Raw genomic sequence first — 18256 nt, 5'->3', positions numbered from 1 at the left:
GCTATAATTGGATCCATGGCAAAAAAGATCAATGAAATTTTCAGAATTCTTCTGGGTACATTTCTGCTTGCTCTATCGGTGGAGGAGTTTATTCTTCCTTTCAGCATTCTTTCCGGCGGTGTGGCAGGCATTGCCGTTGCCCTGGAACCATTCTTCCATTTTAATGAAACATTGTTTGCCAATATCCTGACAGTAGCGTTTCTGGTATTGGGCCGCTTCACGCTGGGCAGAAAATTCATTCTGGATTCGGTGCTTTCATCGATCAGCTATCCGGTTTTTACAACGGTTCTGGCCCACTTTGCTGTGCCGCTGGATATCTCCCCGGCAGTTGCCTCATTGTATGCAGGTCTGTTAGGCGGGATTGGCGTCGGTATTGTCATGAGCACCGGTGCTTCCACCGGCGGTGTGGATATTCCAACCATGATCCTGGCCAAGGTGTTCCATCAGAAGATCGGTACGATGGCAATGATTCTGGATGGCTGTACGGTGCTGCTGGGCGTGATTGCCTATGATCTGTCAGCAGCTCTGATCGGACTGCTGTCCGTATTTGCATCCTCATTTGCCATTAACCGGGTTCTCTATGCCGGCCAGAATAGTTCCAAGAGCGTACAGATTATTTCGGATCAGTGGGAGACGGTCAATGAGCGCATCCGCAATGAGCTGGAACGCGGGGCGACAATTCTGCAGGCTCAGGGCGGTTATTCCGGCAGACAGAGGCCGGTGCTGCTGTGTGTTGTGTCGCAGCGGCAGTACAGCCGTCTGCTGCAGATTGTGCATGAGGTGGACAAGCGTGCCTTTATCATTACGACAGATGCGAGTGATATGCACGGAGAAGGCTTTACATTCCCATCTCCTTCCGCCAGAATGTAGCTGTTATGGTAGAATACCTTAGCATTACCGGAGGTTGCTATGATTGAGTGTTCACATGTATATAAAAGATATAAAACCGGGACCAATGCTCTGTATGATATCAATCTTTCCATTGCCCAGGGAGAGTTTATCTATGTTATTGGCCCGACCGGTTCAGGAAAATCTACATTGATCCGTATTCTGGATGGCGAGATTGTGCCTACCAAGGGTACAGTCAAGGTTGTCGGCATTGATGTCGGCCATCTGAAGAACCGTCAGGTGCCGATTTACCGCCGCAATATCGGTGTTGTTTTCCAGGACTATAAGCTTTTGCCGCAGAAAACAGTGGCAGAGAATGTGGCCTATGCCCTTGAGGTCATCAATCTGAAAAAGAAGATGATTAAAAAGAGAGTGGCAGAGGTGCTGGAAGTTGTTGGACTGAGTGAGAAGGCAAATGCTTTTCCGCGCGAGCTTTCCGGCGGTCAGCAGCAGCGTGTGGCCATTGCCCGTGCGATTGCCAACCGGCCGAAGGTGCTGATTGCGGATGAGCCGACCGGCAACCTGGATCCGGCCAAGAGTGAGGAGATCATGGAGCTGCTTGAGAAGATTCATGATGAATATGGCACGACAGTGATGATGGTGACGCATGATCTGACAATCGTCAACAAGTACAGAAGACGTACGGTTGTTCTGGAGCATGGCCATATTGTGGCCGATCTTGCGGAAGGAGGCTATGTCCAGCATGATCAGTAGACCGATTAAAGAAGGTGTCCGCGGTGTTGGCAGACACTGGGCAATGGCGCTGTCCAGCTCCATTGCTGTTACTATTACCCTGATTATTATTTCTTTGTTTATGCTGTTCATGGTCAATGTGCGTCAGTTTACGACCAATGTGGAACAGGGGATGGAAATCTCAGTCATGATTGACTGGGACCATGAATCCCAGGCAGATGAGGATGCTCTGAAGGCACAGATTCAGTCGCTGGATGGCATCAAGAGTGTGCGTTTTTCATCCAAGGATGAAGAGCTGCAGTACTATATTGATCAGTTTGATGATGAAGAGACAAAGAAGGCAGTGGAATCACTTGTACAGGACAATCCGATGCATGATGCCTTCTATGTGGAAGTGATGGATGGTGATGATATTGCTTCCATTGCTGACAGGATCAAAGCGATGGATGGGGTTGCCAGTGTCAACTATGGCGGCTCTTCTACCATGAATATGGTTGCGGCCATGAATACAGTCCGCAAGGGCGGTACAATTCTGGTTGTGGCTCTGACCGTGCTGGCGATCTTCCTGATTCAGAATACGATCAAGCTGACCATCTATGCCCGTCAGGATGAGATTACGATTGAGCGCAATGTTGGTGCGACCAACCGCTTCATCCGTTCTCCGTTTGTGGTTGAGGGTATCATTATTGGTGCTATTGGTGCTCTGATTCCGATTGCCCTGACAATTTGGGGATACCGCTATGCCTGGAAGCTGACCGGCGGCTATCTGATTTCGAATATGTTCCATCTGGTTCCGCCGATGCCATTTACACTGTATCTGTCTGTGGTACTGCTTGTCATTGGCATACTGGTTGGTCTGATCGGCTCCTATCTGTCCGTGACGCGCTATCTGAAATGGAAACGATAAGACCCGGTGCATCCGGGTTTTTTCGGATATTGAGGTAATTGCATGAGTGAAAATCAGGATAACAGGGATATACAGAAAAAGCAGGCGGAAAATACGCCGGCAGAAGGCGGCGGGGGTGACCAGGATGATCTGGTTGTGACAATCCCGCTGAAACGGCATCTGTGGCCGGATGAAGCTGCATTAAAGAAGGAAAAGAAGAAGACAAAGAAGCTGAAAAAGCTCTGTATTGTTCTGAGCGTGGCGTTTCTTGCGGGCGGCTGGTTTGGCGGTTCTTTGCTGCCGCTGCCAAAGACCGTGAGCCTGCGTTATATGATTCAGAGTGCTTTTGGTCTTTCTTCTGAGAACAAGGTGGATGAAGTGCGGGATATCATGGAGAATTCCTGGTATTTTAGCAGGGATATTTCAGATCTGGATGATCGCCTGACTGATCAGGCGATCAGGGGCATGACTGACAATGATGAGGATACCCATACGGAGTATATGTCGAAGGAAGAAGAGGCTGACTTTGTGCAGTCGATCAACCGCAATTATGTCGGCATTGGTGCCCAGTTCATCATGTATTCTTCCCGGGCTATGGTTACAAAGGTATTCAATGGCTCCCCGGCGGAGCAGGCTGGTTTACAGGCAGGGGATATCATCGCTGCGGTCGATGGCAAAAGCATGACTGGCGCTGACAGTTCCGCCATCAAGGAAGCAATTCAGGGAGAAGAAGGCACCCAGGTTGTGCTTGGCATTGTCCGGGATGGACAGAGTCAGGATATTACGATCACCCGCGGGGCTGTTTCGGCAACCGCCTATGCCAGAATGCTTGATGACCATATGCTGTACCTGCAGCTGTATCAGTTTGGGGATTCTACCGCCCAGGATGTTAAGAATGACCTGGATTCTTTAATTGGAGATCAAGACAGTGTCTCGATGATTCTGGATCTGCGCGGCAATGGCGGCGGCTATCTGAACTCTGTACAGGCACTGGCATCACTCTTCCTGAATGAAGGTGATGTCATCATGAAGCAGGAATTCACCGATGGCACTTCGACTTCCATTACGGCTGACAAAGGAAAGTATGAGCAGATTCATCATATTGTGATTCTGGTCGACAGCGGCACGGCATCCGCGGCGGAAGTATGCACGCTGGCCCTGAAGCAGAACCGGGATGATGTGACAGTTATCGGCAAGACAACCTATGGCAAGGGCACGGTGCAGACAACAACCGAATTCCAGGATGGTTCTGCCCTGAAGTATACCAACAGCCGGTGGCTGTCTCCCGATGGCACCTGGATCAACGGCATCGGCATTACACCGGATCAGGATGTGGATCTGGATGAGGCACTGACCATGACGTATCCATCCATGAACGATGGTGACAGCTATGGGGTGGATTCTGTTTCGGATGTTGTGAAGGCTGTCCAGACAGTGCTGAAGTACTTTGGCTATGATCCGGGCAGAACAGATGGCTATTTCTCGCAGGATACGCTGGATGCATGGCATGCCTTTGAAAATGATCATGGTATGCAGCAAAGTGATGTGATTGATTATACAGGCTATATGAATGCGCTGGCTGAGGTGACCTATGACTGGGCAACCAGTACTGCCCATGACAGTCAGCTGGCTGCCGCAAAGGAGGCGCTGCATGAATAATTCACATCATTTTGAACTTGTGTCGCCATTCAAGCCGACTGGTGATCAGCCCGAAGCCATTGATGCCCTTTGCAAAGGCCTGAAGGAAGGAAAACAGGAACAGGTGCTGGAAGGTGCCACCGGGACCGGCAAGACCTTTACGATGGCCAATATCATTGAACGGATGGACCGTCCTACTCTTGTGTTTTCCCATAACAAGACGCTGGCTGGTCAGCTGTATGGTGAGTTCAAGGAACTGTTTCCCCATAACCGGGTGGAATTCTTTGTCTCAAATTTTGATTATTATCAGCCTGAGGCGTACATGCCAAAGACGGATATGTATATTGAAAAGACGGCTTCGGTCAATGATGAGCTGGACATGTTCCGTGAATCAGCCCTGAATTCATTGCTGGAGAGGCATGACACGATTGTAGTTGCTTCGGTTGCCTGCATTTATGCTGCCTCTGATCCAAAGCAGTACAAGGATATGTTTATGACGATCCGGACAGGAGAATCCTGGCCGCGTGATGCTCTGCTCCGCAAACTTGTGGAGCTGCAGTATACCCGCAATGACGTGGAGCCCTCCCGCGGAACCATGCGGGTGCGCGGAGATACGATCGATCTGACCCCGTCATGGACGGATCAGTTCTGCATCCGTATTGAAATGTTCGGGGATGAGATTGACCGCATCACGGAGATTGATCCCCTGACCGGACATATTCAGAAAGCCTATTCTTTCTATAATATCTTCCCGGCAAGCGGCTATGCCCGCTCCAAGAGCCAGATGCTGCGGGCCTGTGATGAGATTGAGGCAGAGCTGGAAGACCGGCTGAAATATTTTGATGACAAGGGCAAGATGCTGGAGAAGGAGCGTCTGGAGCAGCGCACCCGGTTTGATCTGGAAGCGCTGCGGGAGAATGGCTACTGCTCGGGTATCGAGAACTATTCGATGCATATTGATGGCAGGAAGCCCGGCCAGCGGCCATGGAATCTGTTTGATTACTTCCCGGATGACTATATGATGTTTGTGGATGAAAGCCATGTGTCTCTGCCGCAGATCCGTGGTATGTACAATGGTGACCGTCAGCGCAAGGAAACGCTTGTGGAGTATGGATTCCGGCTGCCAAGTGCCCTGGAAAACAGGCCGATGCGCTTTGATGAGTTTGAAAAGATCCGCCCCCAGGTCATTTACTGCTCGGCAACACCGGGTGATTATGAGCTGGCGGAGACAGACAATCAGGTTGTTGAGCAGATTATCCGGCCGACTGGTCTGCTGGATCCTAAGATCAGTGTACGGCCGACCCATGGCCAGGTGGATGATATCTGCCTGGAGCTGGATAAGCGCATCCAGCGCAATGAGCGTGTATTGATTACAACGCTGACGGTGCGCATGGCGGAGGACCTGACGTCTTATCTCAAAGAGAGAAATTACAAGGTATCTTATCTGCATCATGAAACCAAGACTCTGGAGCGTACCGAGACGATCCGGCAATTGCGGCTTGGCAAGATTGATGTGATTGTCGGGATTAACCTTCTGCGTGAAGGTCTTGATATTCCGGAGGTTTCGCTGGTGTGCATTCTGGATGCGGACAAGGAAGGATTCCTGCGTTCCAAACGGTCGCTGATTCAGACGATTGGCCGGGCTGCCAGAAATGAGAATGGCGAAGTGATCATGTATGCTGATACGGTGACAGAGTCAATGTCAGAGGCAATCAGTGAGACAAACCGGCGCCGCTCGATTCAGGAAGCCTACAACCGGGAACATGGCATTGTGCCCCATACGGTCAGAAAGCCTGTCAGTGAGGCAATCCGCGGCGTGGAGACTAAGGAGATGGCAGCGAAGTATCTGTCACATCATGCCAAGGTGAACAAAAAGGACCGCAAGACGATGATTGCGGATCTGGAGAAAGAGATGAAGGAGGCTGCCAGATCGCTTGATTTTGAGCGGGCAGCAGAACTTCGTGATATGCTGTTTGAGATAAAAGCAGAGGAGTGATGAGTAAGGATGGATTACGATAAGATTATCTGCGACCGGGCAAAGAATATGCGGCCGAGTGGGATTCGCAGATTCTTTGATCTGGCTGCTGATATGCCGGACTGTATGTCGCTTGGCGTCGGTGAGCCTGATTTTCAGACGCCATGGAATATCCGGGCAGCTGCCATTGATTCTCTGGAGGCAGGTCATACCAAGTACACGTCCAATGCCGGTCTGAAGGAGCTGCGGGAGGGGCTGAGCAGCTGGCTTGCCCGGCATTATGATCTGCATTATCCCCCTGAGGATTTCCTGGTTACGGTAGGAGGATCAGAGGCCATCGATCTGGCAATCCGGGCCCTGGTGGCACCGGGGGATGAGGTGATCATTCCGGAACCGTGCTATGTTTCCTATGAGCCGATCACTACGCTGACTGGCGGGGTACCGGTGCATATTCAGACAACGGTAGAGAATTCTTTCCGGGTAAGTGCGCAGCAGATCAGGGATGCTCTGACCCCGCGTACAAGATTACTGGTGCTGTCCTATCCAAATAATCCAACCGGTGCAGTATTAAGGCATGAAGATCTGGTGGCGATTGCGGATGTGCTGAAGGATACCGATGTGATTGTGCTCGCCGATGAGATTTACTCAGAACTGACCTATGGGACAAAGCATGAATCGATTGCACATATTCCGGGAATGCAGGAAAGAACGATCTATGTCAACGGTTTTTCCAAGACATGGAGTATGACGGGCTGGCGGCTTGGTTATGCCTGTGGGCCGAAGCCTTTGATCAGTGTGATGACAAAGATTCATCAGTCATGCATTATGTGTGCGCCGACAACATCGCAGAATGCGGCTCTGACAGCCTTGTTTGACTGTGATGATGAAGTGCAGGCGATGCATAATGAATATGACCGGCGCCGTCAGTACTGTGTGCGCAAGCTGAATGAGATGGGTCTGAAGACGTTTGAGCCGGAAGGCGCATTCTATGTATTCCCGGATATTTCTTCTTCGGGCATGTGCTCAGAAGAATTCTGCGAAAAACTGCTGAAGGAGCAGAAGGTGGCCATTATTCCGGGCACTGCCTTTGGCTCATGCGGTGAGGGATATGCACGTATTTCGTATGCCTACAGTCTGCGCCACCTGCAGGAGGCAATGAAGCGTATTGCATGCTTTTTGGATGATCACAGGAAAGAGAGGACAAACTAATGGATACATTACAGCTGCTGCACTGCCTGGAGAATGATCCGGCTGCTTCCGTCACGGATCTGGCAGATATTCTCAATGAAAAGCCTGAGGATGTTGCCAATGAAAAGGCACGTCTTGAGAATGAAAAGGTGATCTGTGGCTATCATACGGTCATCAACTGGGATAAAACCGATGAGGAACATACGGAAGCGATCATTGAGGTTGCGGCAAAGCCGGAACGGGGACGCGGATATGACCGTATTGCTGAGAAGATTGCCCGGCTGCCGGAAGTAACAGATCTTTATCTTGTCTCGGGCAAGAGTGAATTTCTGGTCATGGTGACCAACCGTACAATGCGCCAGGTGGCAGAGTTTGTCGGTCAGAGACTGGCGCCGATTGATGGTGTACAGTCCACCGTGACATGTTTCCTTTTGAAGAAGTACAAGGTGGACGGCATTGCCATGGAGTTTGAAGAAGAGGGCGATGACCGCATTCAGATCTCCTGAAAAAACAGTGGACATGCCTGCCTGCAAATGGTAATATATTCCGGCGAGTGGGTTTTCCGCTCCTTGCCAGAAATGGCCGTTTAGTCCAGAAGGAGGTGTACACAATGAAAAAGTATGAAGTCATGTACATCATCAATGCATCTGTAGAGGAAGACAAGAGATCTGCACTGATCAGTGATCTGAATAAGATCATTACCAATCAGGGCGGCAAGGTCGTCAAGACAGATGAATGGGGCATGCGCGATTTCGCATACCGTATTGATGATATGACAAAGGGTTACTATGTCGTTTCCGCTTTTGAAGCTGACAATGCCTGCGTGAAAGAATTTGACCGTCTGATGCGCATTAACCCGAATGTCGTTCGTTACCTGATCACACGCGACATTGCCGCGGAGGCCAGATAATGATTAACAGAGTGGTTCTGGTTGGCAGGCTGACCAAGGATGTTGAGGTCCGCAAGACGAATTCCGGTCTTTCTGTTGCACAGTTTACGGTAGCGGTTGACCGTCGGATGTCGCGTGACAGCAATGGTCAGCAGAGCGCGGATTTTGTGCCATGTGTTGCCTGGCGTCAAAGTGCCGATTTCCTTGGTTCTTATGCCAGAAAGGGAAATCTGGTTGGCGTAGAAGGCCGCATTCAGACCAGAAACTATGATGACAAGGATGGCAAAAAGGTCTATGTGACCGAGGTTGTCTGTGACAATGTGCAGCTGCTGGAGAGCAGGAAGAGCCGTGAGGCTGCCGGTTCCTATCAGCAGAGCAGTACTCCGTCTTATGGAAGTTATAACAACAACGCACAGCCGTCCTTCAATGAGCCGGCAAAGCAGAATGATTCTGCTTCCGGTGACGATTTCAAGAACGGGGATTCACTGGTGATTTCCAGTGATGATCTGCCATTCTAAAGGAGAAAGCATAATGGCATTCAGAAAGCAGAGAATGGGCCGCAGAAAGGTATGTTATTTCACAAAGAATAACATCAAGTATATTGATTACAAGGATGTTGAGCTCCTGAAGAGATTCATCTCTTCCAACGGCAAGATTACACCGCGCCGTGTAACAGGAACCCGCGCCAAGTATCAGCGCCAGCTGGCTGTTGCAATCAAGCGTGCACGTCAGATGGCTCTGCTGCCTTACGTAGAGGACTAATGATTTGAAAAGCCTTGAGAAATCAAGGTTTTTTGTTTTCTGGCAGAAGGAGAGTGCATATGGCAGGACTTGGTATTTTGGTCAATGCTCTGGCGATCATTGCCGGCGGCATCATTGGCATGGTGTTTGGCAAAAAGATACCGGAGCGCATGCAGGAAACGCTGTTGAAAGTCAATGGGACAGCGGTGCTTTTTATCGGCATCGGCGGCGCTATGAGCAAGATGCTTACGATCAAGGATGGTGTTGTTAATACGCAGGGAAGCATGATGATGATCGGTTCTCTGGCCATAGGGACAGTTGTGGGAGAACTGCTGGATCTGGATGGCTGGATGCACCGGTTTGGCGTCTGTCTGCAGAAAAAGACGGGCAATGGCAGTGACAGTCATTTCATTGAGGGGTTTGTCAGTGCTTCTTTGACGGTGTGCATCGGTGCCATGGCCATTGTCGGTGCCATTGCGGATGGCATCGATGGCAATCATTCCATTCTGTTTGCCAAGGCCGTCCTGGATCTGATCATTGTCATGGTCATGTCTGCTTCTCTTGGCAAAGGGTGTCTGTTCTCGTTTGTTCCGGTTGTCATTCTGCAGGGCAGCGTTACTCTGCTGGCAAAGCTGATTGCGCCGCTGATCACCACCGCTGCTTTGGATCATATATCCTATGTTGGTTCAGTACTGATCTTCTGTGTGGGGGTGAACCTTGTCTTTGACAGCAAAATCCGGGTGGCAAACATTCTGCCGGCCATCCTTGTGGCGGCATTGTGGCCATAATGCGCATTGATATAAGGGCTGTGAGCAGCCGTGCTATAATAACTGACAGCCAGAGGGATGTGTTTCCTGGCTTCTGGATTTGAATTTATATGAATCATAACGTTAGAAAACTGACAGACGGCGCCATGATGGCAGCGATCCTTGGCGTACTTATTCTCATTGACCGCTGGACCGGCGGTTTCTTTGAAGGCACCGCCGTGTTTCTGCTGCCATTGCCGATGGTATTCTATGCCGCCCGCTATGGCATCAGAGACAGCTGGGCGGTATTGGCTGCGATCTGCATTCTGTGCATCGTGCTGGGCACACCGCAGGCATTGTTTTACATGGCTTCGGAGTCCTTCATCGGCATGGTCTATGGCGATGGAATTCACCGCGGAACGGGAGCCAGCCGTCTGCTGATCCGTACCATGGCCCTTGGTGCAATTGCAGATACGCTTTCAATGGTTGTGTTTGCCTCCTTCTTTGGCTATGATATGGCCGGTTCGCTTGCCCAGATCAAAGATGTATTCAATCAGGTTGGCACGCAGATGGGTGTTTCCTTCAATGACATCATGAATTTGGACAGCCTGGCTAGAGAACTCTTTATATTGGCGGCTGTGCTGTCAGGTATGCTGGAAGGATTTGTGACCCACATGCTTTCCCGGATCATGTTAAAGCGGCTGCATTATCCGCTGCCGCCTTCTACACCGCTGCGCGATTATTATCCGCCCAAATGGACCGGTTATGTGGCGCTTGTCGGTGTTCTTGCCTATTTCTATGCCATGCGCAGTACGGGCATAAGCGAAACTGTGCAGGCCGTGTGCATGGGCCTTGGCCTGGCGGGCTATTACTATCTGGATCTGTTTGCCGTGATTGGTCTGACAGTCTGGGCAAGAGCCCGCAATCCTCATATCTCTAAATGGATTGCGCTGCCGATTGTTATGCTGGTGATGATCATGAGTATGCTGGGAGCTATGTTTGGCTTTGTCTATATTTCAACGGATATGCATCAGAGCATGCTGGCGGGGAGGAATCAGTCATGAGAGAGAAACTGGTACGGCTGAAACGGCTGATGGCCATCGTAGTGGCTGTGCAGCTGGGCATCTTACTGCTGCTTGCCTTTGTGTTAGAGCAGAATATTGTAGGGGCTCTGATCATTCTGATCACAGAGGGCGCCTTTGTCTATTATCTGTTTGACAGCTTTGAAGACATCTATGAAGAGCAGTCATCCGGGGTGCGCTCAATCCTGGGCTCCAGTTCCCAGGAAGCGTTCCTGACCGGTGGGATTGGTCTTGTCATTTATGATGATCAGTATCGCATCACCTGGATGAGCGATCTGTTTCAGCAGCGCGGCATTGACCGCGTTGGTGACAGACTTACTGCCTGGGTGCCGGAAGTTGGCAATCTGCTGTCCGGCGATCAGGATACATGTATGGTTGTTCTGGATCAAAGAGTCTATGAGATCAGGCGCAAAGAGGATGCGCCGATCATGCTTTTCCGTGATATCACTGAGATTACAGCGTACAAGACGCGCTGTGAGCAGGAACAGGTTGTCATTGGCATGGCATCGTTTGACAACTATGATGAAAGTATTCAGTTTGCGGATGAAGCGGAGGCAGCCAACATCAATGTAGCGGTACGAACACCACTGATGGAATACTGCCAGGCACATGGCATTCTGATGAAGCGGGTGACCAACAGCCGCTATCTGCTTGTTCTGAATGAGAAGATCTTTCAGGAAGTGGCGGGTGATCATTTCAGCGTCCTTGCAAAAGTGCGCAAGGCTGCCCAGAAGCAGGAAGTATCCATTACGCTGTCGATGGCTTTTGCCCGTGGCACGGGTGATTTTGAGGAGCTGGACAATATGACTTCCACTTTGATGGATCTGGCGCAGACAAGAGGCGGTGATCAGGTGGCAGTGCAGTCCAGCGGCGGTGAAGTGCATTATTTCGGCGGCTCCAGTGAGGCAGCCGAAAAGCGCAGCCGTGTGCGGGTGCGCGTTATGAGCAATACCCTGCGCGGTTTGATTATGAATTCTTCCAATGTCATCATTGCCTGCCACAAGAATGCGGACTTTGACTGCATGGGCAGTGCGCTTGCCTTAAGCCGGATGGTGCAGGCACTGCGCAAACCGGTATGCATCATTGCCAAAACCGGCGGGATTGAGGAAAAACTTGGGGCAGCCATGCTTGCCCATAAGCAGGAATTGCAGGATGAAGTCAGCTTTGTGACTGAATCAGAGGCACTGAATCAATTGCGCAATGACACTCTGGTCATCATGACGGATCATCATAACGTTTCTCAGTCCAATGGTGCCAGGGTAGAGGAAGCAGCAAAAAAGGTTGTGGTCATTGATCATCACCGGCGTTCTACGGACATGGGTGTCAAACCGGTGCTTGTGTATATTGAGGCTGGTGCTTCCAGTGCCAGTGAGCTGGTGACAGAGATGATTCCGTATGTATCTACCAAGACGGATCTGTCTGAACTGGATGCAACGTTTATGTTAACGGGTATGACGATTGATACGGATCACTGGCATGTGCGCACCGGGGCGAGAACGTTTGATGCAGCCAGTGCTTTGCGCAAATATGGGGCTGATCCGCAGATGTCCAATGAATGGCTGAAGGACACATACAGTGAGTTTGCTCTGAAGAGCAGTGTGATTGCCTGTGCAAAGCAGTATGAACCGGGGATTCTGATTGCCGCATATGACAGCCAGAAAATGACGCGTTCTCTGATGAGCCAGGCAGCAGATTCTCTGCTGGAGATTCAGGGTGTACAGGCTGCCTTTGTGGTGGCGGATGATGACCATGGCCAGACATGCATTTCGGCCCGCAGTGCAGGTAAGATCAATGTACAGCTGATCATGGAGAAGATGAATGGCGGCGGCCATATGACCGCGGCTGCTGTCCAGCGCAGGAATACTTCAGTTGCAGCACTTGAAAAAGAGCTGGAAATGGCGCTGGGCGAATATCAGAAAGAGGAGGAAAGTGACGATGAAGGTAATTCTTAAGCAGGATGTTAAAAAAGTCGGAAAAAGAGGCGAGATTGTGGATGTCGCCGATGGATATGCCAGAAACTTTCTGATGGCAAGAGGTCTTGCAGTGCCGCAGACGGCCCACAGCATGGAAGTGCTGCATGAACAGAAGGAAAAGGAAGCTGAGCTGGAGGCAGCAAAGAAGGCTGAGGCTGAAGAGACGGCCAAGAAGCTGGAAAAGATGGAGCTGCGCTTTCAGGTAAAGGCCGGCACGGAAGGCAGAGTGTTCGGCTCTGTTTCTACCAAGCAGATTGTGGAGCAGCTGCGCCGTCAGGGCATTAGTATCGATAAGCACAAGATCCTGGATACATATCCGATTTCTTCGCTTGGCGTAACCAAGGTCAGAGTGGAGCTTTACAGGGGTGTGATCGGTACGATCAATGTCCATCTGTTCGGGAGTGAGCAATAATGGCAAAAGTGCTGCCATCGGCGCCGGAAGCAGAAGCGAGTCTGCTTGGCACCATGATGGTCTATCCCAATGCGGCCAGACTGGCAATGGAAGAGGGACTGTCGGGGGATGATTTTTTCCTGGAAGCCAATCGGAATATTTTTATTGCGGCCAGTCAGCTGTATCAGGAAGGCAGTCCGATTGATCTGGCAACGGTATCAACACGTCTTTCAGATCAGAATGTGCTGGAGAAAAGCGGCGGCATTGCGTATCTGACCCAGCTGGTAGATGCCTCTGTTACCAGCTATAACACGAAGAACTACATCAATCTGATCAAAGACAAGGCTCTGATGCGCCGCATGATTGAAACGGCGGCCAGGATTGCCGAAGATGGCATGGAAGGTCAGACCAGTGTGGATGATTATCTGGATGCAGCAGAAAAGCAGATTCTGGAAGTATCGCACAACCGCCGGGCAGGTGAGTTCAAGTCTTCCCAGGTGGTTATGAACGATGTTCTGGCCAATATTCACAAGATGGCAGAGGCTCACAGTAATGTGACTGGCATGAAGACTGGGTTTGAAGCATTGGATAATACATTGCATGGCTTTCAGCGCGGTGATCTGATCATCATTGCGGCGCGTCCTTCCATGGGAAAAACAGCGGTGGCGCTGAATGTGGCGATGAATGTGGCAATGTACCAGCCGGATGCGGCAGTGGCGCTGTTTTCGCTGGAAATGGGGGCTGAGTCCCTTGGCATGCGTATGCTCAGTGCCAAAAGCGGCATCAAGGCTGATAATCTCAAGACCGGCCAGCTGAGTGATGATGACTGGAACCGGGTCAATGAGGCAGCAGGTGAGTTGCGCAGCGCACATATTTACATTGATGACAATCCGATGACCAAGGTGGCGGACATTGCATCTAAGGCAAGACGTCTGCAGGCAGAGCACAAGGGTGGTCTTTCCCTGATTATGATTGACTATATTCAGCTGATTACCGGGGACAGGCGCAATGCGGGTGAAAACAGGCAGCAGGAAGTTTCTGATATTTCGCGCGGTCTGAAGAATGTTGCCCGTGAACTGCAGGTGCCTGTGATTGCTTTGTCACAGTTGAGCCGTACGGTTGAACAGCGTGAGAACAAGCGCCCGATGCTTTCTGACCTGCGTGAATCCGGTGCAATTGAGCAGGATGCCGATGTGGTCATGATGCTGTACCGTGATTCTTATTACAATGAGGCAGCCAAGGAAGAGGCGGAAAAGAATAACAGTGAGCAGCTGGAGATTAATATTGCCAAGCACAGAAATGGTGCTACCAGGAAGATCATGCTTGCCTTCCAGGCGAATACCAATGCCCTGTTCAATATCAGCGGGCAGACGGAGCCGGAAGAATAATGAAGCACTTCTGGTCTGTGACAGCCTGCCTGCTGGCAGCAATTGGCATTGTGATGGTCTCTTCTTTGCTGTCTCCATCCATTGGTGCAAATGTGAATCTGGCTTCCACCGGTCTTTTTTCGCAGTCTGTCACAGCCATTCATCTGCATCCATCCACACAGTATGTTCTCTATGACGGTGCCACCCGGATCGGTGTTCTTTCTTCCCGGGAAAAGCTCGATCATTTTCTGCAAAAGGAATATGAGCATGGTTATGCAGAATCTTTTCCGGATACGTCTTTGTCTCTGGGAAAGGATCTCTATCTCACGCGGGAGCAGTCTTACTTTTCCTACCGCAATGCGGATGAGGATATCTTTTCCTATCTGAAGGAGAATCATCTTTTTTCAATCGGTGCCGTGAAGGTTACCATGAGCGGTGATGATAGCATCAGTGGCCAGATCTATGTCACTGACAGAGAGCTGTTCCTTCAGGCACTGCATTCTTTTCTGGAATTGTTTGTCAGCAGTGATGATCTGGACCGCTTGGAAAGGGGGCAGACTCTGCCCGCGCTCAGTGAGCCAGGCGAACAGACAACGGGTATTGCCATTGGTCAGAAGATCACCTATGCCAAGGCTGCTGCACCGGTGGATGAAGTCATGACCAGCACGGATGAGGTATTGAACTGGCTGGAATATGGACCGGACCTGGAAAAAGCGTATTATACGGTAGAAGATGGAGACAGTCTTGCCGGCGTTGGGGCAAAGAATGGAGGGCTTTCTGCCCGTCAGGTCATGATGCTCAATGCCGATACGATTTCCAGTGTGCATCAGTTTCTGCTGGCTGGTCAGCAGTTGAATATAACCTATTTTACTTCGGCCCTGACTGTGAATGTGACAAAGGCGCGGCTGGTGAAGGAAGAGATTCCTTTTGCGACGCATTATATAGAGGATGAAACCGTAGCACCCGGAAGCCGGAAAGTGCTGCAGGAAGGAGTCAGCGGTGAGCGCAGCGTTCTCTATCAGGAGACGTGGACCAACGGTGTTCTGATCAAGGGCAGCTATGTTTCAGAACGTGATGACAGGCAGGCTGTGGATGAGGTCGTAGCTGTGGCGCCGGGAGAGGCAGGAAAACTTGGCACAGGCAATTTCATCTGGCCGGTGGATAATGCGGCAATTGCCTGCGGCTGGGATGACTACAGCGGCCATGAAGCATTGGATATCATCAATGTGTACAACCGCTATGGCGATGTCAGGGCTGCTGATGCCGGCATTGTCGAAGCCAATGGCTATGACCAGAATCATGGCCATTATCTCATGATTGACCATGGCAATGGTCTGTATTCCTGCTATGGCCATCTCAACGAGGCATCTTCTCTTCCTACGGGCAGCACCGTACAGCGCGGCGAAGTGATCGGTCAGATCGGTACCAGCGGCAATGCCACTGCACCAGCATTAAGCTTTTATATCAGTGTCCAGCAGCCGGACAATGCGCAGAATCCATGCGACGGCTATCTGGACTGTACGGGGTATGCATATGAGAATTGATTTACTGGCAAGTGGTTCAAAAGGCAATGCCTGTCTGGTGCGGGATGGCACAACCTGTATCTTGATTGACTGTGGCTCCACAAAGAAATATTTGTTTTCTGCCCTGGCAAAGGTTGGTGCACATCCAGATGAGATTGATGCGGTATTGATTACACATGATCATGCGGATCATGTATCACAGATCCGCCATTTTGCGGATCATACGATCTATTCACCTGTGGAGATTCCGGACATTGAGACGCTGCATGTGCAGGCAATGAAGCCTTTCGTGATTGAAACGCTGAAGATTACACCGATTGCTCTGAGCCATGATGCCCCACATACAACTGGCTATATCTTTGAAAACGGCACTGAAAAGCTCGTGTATGTGACCGATACCGGATACGTTTCAGAGCGGTATTTCGCCTTGATGAAGGGGGCGGATACTGTCATAATGGAAAGCAATCATGATGTGGGCATGCTGATGAGGACAAGAAGGCCGCAGTATGTCAAAGCCCGCATCTATTCTGATGAAGGACATCTGTGCAATGAGGACTGTGCGGCTGTACTGGATGCGGTCACTACTGAAAATACAAAAACGATTTTTCTCGCTCATCTGTCACAGGAGGGCAATACAAGAGAGAAGGCACTTGCTGTCAGCAGTGATTTACTGCTGGCGCATCATCATGACCTGAACCGCCGTCTGGTGGTAGCAGCTGCCGGTCAGTTCGAAATACTGACCAGGGGGGATACGGATGAAGAAATGGATTACGGGACTGTTTATCGTGCTGTTGGCATGGAATGCGGGACTGACCTATGTCCTGACCAGAAAAACAACATCTGAAAAGAAAGATACAGCCCAGGAACAAAGTGAATATACACTGACTGACTACACATCTGATCTGTCCGCAATGGTTGCCAATGTGCGTGCTTCGGTTGTACAGGTTATCTCCTCAACAAGAGGGTCTGGCGTGATCTTTGGCTCAGATGAGGGCAATGCGTACATCGTAACATGCAAGAGCATTGTCAATGACAATGATGCTGCATCCGTTTATTTTGATTCGGGAACGGAAATTGATGGTACGGTCATCGGCAGAGATGATGGCACGGGTATTGCCGTGATCAAAGTGCCGGTTTCTTTCGCGGTAACTGTCTTTACCAAAGGTGATTCCGACAGTGTGTCCGCTGGTGAGTATGTCAGTTCTCTTTCCGGACGCAATCCGGATACCGGCAGGATGGGAGTTGCCTTTGGCACCGCTTCTGATGCCGGCATGGGCAGAGTCACATCCTCCACCTTGTGGCATGCGCAGCTGATTGAAACGGATATCCGTCTGGCCAATTCTGCCATTGGCGGACCGCTGTGTGATGGCGGCGGCGCACTGCTTGGCATGATGCTGGACAGTGTGGAAAACGGTGAAACAAGCCGCAGCTATGCGATCGGTGTTTCAGATGTACAGAAAGCTTATGATGAAATCTTAAAGGACGGCAGTGTGAGCAGAGGATGCCTGCCGATAACAGGCATCAACCTTTCGGATCTGCGCCAGTATCAGAAGAATGAACGTGGACTGAATCTGGACTCTTCCAAGGGAATTCTCGTGAATAGTGCTGGCGGCAGTGCACAGGATATTCTGCAGACCAATGATGTGATTACTGCGGTGAATGGAACACGTACAGACAATCTCAAGGAACTGCGATCTGTGCTGTACGATTGTGCAAGCGGCCAGGAGCTTTCTCTGACCATCATCCGGGATGGCAGTCAGATGGATGTGAGTGTGATTGCCGAATGATCCGCATCATTGCCTGTGGAAAGATGAAAGAAGCCTGGATGCGGGACGGCATACAGGAATATGTCAAACGCATCCGTCCGTATGAAAAGATTGAGCTTGTGGAAGTGGCTGATGAAAGAGCACCGGAAACAAACAGCGATGCGGAAAATGAACTTGTGAAGCAGAAAGAAGGGGAACGCCTGCTCAAACAGATTCATCCGGATGAGTATGTGATTCTGCTGGATCTTGCCGGCAAAGAGTGGACCTCACCCCAGATGGCAGACTATCTGGATAAGCTGTATACTTCCGGACACAGTAAAATTGATTTTGTGATTGGGGGATCGCTGGGACTGTCCAAGGATGTCATTGCCCGCAGTGATTACCGCTGGAAGCTTTCAGCCAATACCTTTCCCCATCAGATCTGCCGGATTCTCACTCTGGAACAGATCTATCGGTGTTTTCGGATTCTGCATCATGAACCGTATCATAAATAATGGAAAAGAAATGAGG

19 protein-coding genes are annotated in these 18256 nt (G+C 50.5%); all 19 read left to right on the top strand.

Annotated features, from left to right (window positions below; translation table 11 throughout):
* Positions 1–15 precede the first annotated feature (15 nt).
* The 19 genes from MOZ60_RS06755 (at position 16) to rlmH (ending at position 18240) form a co-directional block, all read left to right on the top strand.
* Positions 16–870 carry a YitT family protein gene (locus MOZ60_RS06755; RefSeq protein ID WP_108774386.1) on the top strand — a complete coding sequence of 285 codons (855 nt, stop codon included), beginning with the start codon at positions 16–18 and terminating at the stop codon, positions 868–870.
* Positions 871–909: 39 nt separating this feature from the next.
* Positions 910–1602, top strand: a complete 693-nt coding sequence (gene ftsE / locus MOZ60_RS06750; protein WP_108774385.1) for a cell division ATP-binding protein FtsE — start codon at positions 910–912, stop codon at positions 1600–1602.
* Positions 1592–2488 carry a permease-like cell division protein FtsX gene (gene ftsX, locus MOZ60_RS06745; protein WP_370596092.1) on the top strand — a complete coding sequence of 299 codons (897 nt, stop codon included), beginning with the start codon at positions 1592–1594 and terminating at the stop codon, positions 2486–2488. Before ftsE ends, ftsX begins: the two co-directional genes overlap by 11 nt.
* Before the next feature lie 42 nt (positions 2489–2530).
* A complete protein-coding gene (locus MOZ60_RS06740; RefSeq protein ID WP_370596091.1) occupies positions 2531–4126 on the top strand; it encodes a S41 family peptidase in 1596 nt (531 codons plus the stop codon).
* Positions 4119–6101: an excinuclease ABC subunit UvrB gene (gene uvrB / locus MOZ60_RS06735; protein WP_370596090.1), complete on the top strand. Its 1983-nt coding sequence runs from the start codon at positions 4119–4121 to the stop codon at positions 6099–6101. The genes MOZ60_RS06740 and uvrB overlap by 8 nt, the downstream gene beginning before the upstream one ends.
* A 9-nt stretch (positions 6102–6110) precedes the next feature.
* Entirely contained in the window at positions 6111–7289 is a 1179-nt protein-coding gene (locus MOZ60_RS06730) for a pyridoxal phosphate-dependent aminotransferase (RefSeq protein WP_370596089.1), read from the top strand.
* Complete coding sequence (locus tag MOZ60_RS06725) at positions 7289–7774, top strand: Lrp/AsnC family transcriptional regulator (RefSeq protein WP_370596088.1); 486 nt, start codon at positions 7289–7291, stop codon at positions 7772–7774. Before MOZ60_RS06730 ends, MOZ60_RS06725 begins: the two co-directional genes overlap by 1 nt.
* Positions 7775–7878: 104 nt before the next feature.
* Positions 7879–8178 (top strand): 30S ribosomal protein S6, encoded by a 300-nt coding sequence (rpsF, locus tag MOZ60_RS06720; protein WP_108774380.1) that lies wholly within the window; start codon positions 7879–7881, stop codon positions 8176–8178.
* A complete protein-coding gene (gene ssb / locus MOZ60_RS06715; protein WP_108774379.1) occupies positions 8178–8675 on the top strand; it encodes a single-stranded DNA-binding protein in 498 nt (165 codons plus the stop codon). Before rpsF ends, ssb begins: the two co-directional genes overlap by 1 nt.
* A gap of 13 nt (positions 8676–8688) precedes the next feature.
* A complete protein-coding gene (rpsR, locus tag MOZ60_RS06710; RefSeq protein ID WP_108774378.1) occupies positions 8689–8919 on the top strand; it encodes a 30S ribosomal protein S18 in 231 nt (76 codons plus the stop codon).
* Between the two features lie 59 nt (positions 8920–8978).
* Positions 8979–9686: a DUF554 domain-containing protein gene (locus tag MOZ60_RS06705; RefSeq protein WP_370596087.1), complete on the top strand. Its 708-nt coding sequence runs from the start codon at positions 8979–8981 to the stop codon at positions 9684–9686.
* A gap of 89 nt (positions 9687–9775) precedes the next feature.
* A complete protein-coding gene (locus MOZ60_RS06700; RefSeq protein WP_370596086.1) occupies positions 9776–10708 on the top strand; it encodes a DUF2232 domain-containing protein in 933 nt (310 codons plus the stop codon).
* Positions 10705–12678 carry a GGDEF domain-containing protein gene (locus tag MOZ60_RS06695; protein ID WP_370596085.1) on the top strand — a complete coding sequence of 658 codons (1974 nt, stop codon included), beginning with the start codon at positions 10705–10707 and terminating at the stop codon, positions 12676–12678. Before MOZ60_RS06700 ends, MOZ60_RS06695 begins: the two co-directional genes overlap by 4 nt.
* Positions 12662–13111: a 50S ribosomal protein L9 gene (rplI, locus tag MOZ60_RS06690; protein WP_108774374.1), complete on the top strand. Its 450-nt coding sequence runs from the start codon at positions 12662–12664 to the stop codon at positions 13109–13111. The genes MOZ60_RS06695 and rplI overlap by 17 nt, the downstream gene beginning before the upstream one ends.
* Positions 13111–14478 (top strand): replicative DNA helicase, encoded by a 1368-nt coding sequence (gene dnaB / locus MOZ60_RS06685; protein ID WP_370596084.1) that lies wholly within the window; start codon positions 13111–13113, stop codon positions 14476–14478. The genes rplI and dnaB overlap by 1 nt, the downstream gene beginning before the upstream one ends.
* On the top strand, positions 14478–16001 hold the full coding sequence (locus MOZ60_RS06680) for a M23 family metallopeptidase (protein WP_370596083.1): 1524 nt from the start codon (positions 14478–14480) through the stop codon (positions 15999–16001). Before dnaB ends, MOZ60_RS06680 begins: the two co-directional genes overlap by 1 nt.
* Positions 15991–16824 (top strand): MBL fold metallo-hydrolase, encoded by an 834-nt coding sequence (locus MOZ60_RS06675; protein WP_370596082.1) that lies wholly within the window; start codon positions 15991–15993, stop codon positions 16822–16824. Before MOZ60_RS06680 ends, MOZ60_RS06675 begins: the two co-directional genes overlap by 11 nt.
* Entirely contained in the window at positions 16736–17767 is a 1032-nt protein-coding gene (locus tag MOZ60_RS06670; RefSeq protein ID WP_370596081.1) for a S1C family serine protease, read from the top strand. The genes MOZ60_RS06675 and MOZ60_RS06670 overlap by 89 nt, the downstream gene beginning before the upstream one ends.
* A complete protein-coding gene (gene rlmH, locus MOZ60_RS06665) occupies positions 17764–18240 on the top strand; it encodes a 23S rRNA (pseudouridine(1915)-N(3))-methyltransferase RlmH (protein ID WP_277009269.1) in 477 nt (158 codons plus the stop codon). Before MOZ60_RS06670 ends, rlmH begins: the two co-directional genes overlap by 4 nt.
* The last annotated feature ends 16 nt before the right edge of the window (positions 18241–18256 follow it).

Source organism: Grylomicrobium aquisgranense (assembly GCF_033971865.1).
GTDB classification, from domain to species: domain Bacteria; phylum Bacillota_I; class Bacilli_A; order Erysipelotrichales; family Erysipelotrichaceae; genus Bulleidia; species Bulleidia massiliensis.
This window is presented reverse-complemented; position numbering and strand designations above follow the sequence as displayed.

Coding starts and splice junctions, on each gene's coding strand:
- MOZ60_RS06755 (WP_108774386.1), top strand. CDS start 16: ATGGCAAAAAAGATCAATGAAATTTTCAGAATTCTTCTGGGTACATTT.
- ftsE (WP_108774385.1), top strand. CDS start 910: ATGATTGAGTGTTCACATGTATATAAAAGATATAAAACCGGGACCAAT.
- ftsX (WP_370596092.1), top strand. CDS start 1,592: ATGATCAGTAGACCGATTAAAGAAGGTGTCCGCGGTGTTGGCAGACAC.
- MOZ60_RS06740 (WP_370596091.1), top strand. CDS start 2,531: ATGAGTGAAAATCAGGATAACAGGGATATACAGAAAAAGCAGGCGGAA.
- uvrB (WP_370596090.1), top strand. CDS start 4,119: ATGAATAATTCACATCATTTTGAACTTGTGTCGCCATTCAAGCCGACT.
- MOZ60_RS06730 (WP_370596089.1), top strand. CDS start 6,111: ATGGATTACGATAAGATTATCTGCGACCGGGCAAAGAATATGCGGCCG.
- MOZ60_RS06725 (WP_370596088.1), top strand. CDS start 7,289: ATGGATACATTACAGCTGCTGCACTGCCTGGAGAATGATCCGGCTGCT.
- rpsF (WP_108774380.1), top strand. CDS start 7,879: ATGAAAAAGTATGAAGTCATGTACATCATCAATGCATCTGTAGAGGAA.
- ssb (WP_108774379.1), top strand. CDS start 8,178: ATGATTAACAGAGTGGTTCTGGTTGGCAGGCTGACCAAGGATGTTGAG.
- rpsR (WP_108774378.1), top strand. CDS start 8,689: ATGGCATTCAGAAAGCAGAGAATGGGCCGCAGAAAGGTATGTTATTTC.
- MOZ60_RS06705 (WP_370596087.1), top strand. CDS start 8,979: ATGGCAGGACTTGGTATTTTGGTCAATGCTCTGGCGATCATTGCCGGC.
- MOZ60_RS06700 (WP_370596086.1), top strand. CDS start 9,776: ATGAATCATAACGTTAGAAAACTGACAGACGGCGCCATGATGGCAGCG.
- MOZ60_RS06695 (WP_370596085.1), top strand. CDS start 10,705: ATGAGAGAGAAACTGGTACGGCTGAAACGGCTGATGGCCATCGTAGTG.
- rplI (WP_108774374.1), top strand. CDS start 12,662: ATGAAGGTAATTCTTAAGCAGGATGTTAAAAAAGTCGGAAAAAGAGGC.
- dnaB (WP_370596084.1), top strand. CDS start 13,111: ATGGCAAAAGTGCTGCCATCGGCGCCGGAAGCAGAAGCGAGTCTGCTT.
- MOZ60_RS06680 (WP_370596083.1), top strand. CDS start 14,478: ATGAAGCACTTCTGGTCTGTGACAGCCTGCCTGCTGGCAGCAATTGGC.
- MOZ60_RS06675 (WP_370596082.1), top strand. CDS start 15,991: ATGAGAATTGATTTACTGGCAAGTGGTTCAAAAGGCAATGCCTGTCTG.
- MOZ60_RS06670 (WP_370596081.1), top strand. CDS start 16,736: ATGAAGAAATGGATTACGGGACTGTTTATCGTGCTGTTGGCATGGAAT.
- rlmH (WP_277009269.1), top strand. CDS start 17,764: ATGATCCGCATCATTGCCTGTGGAAAGATGAAAGAAGCCTGGATGCGG.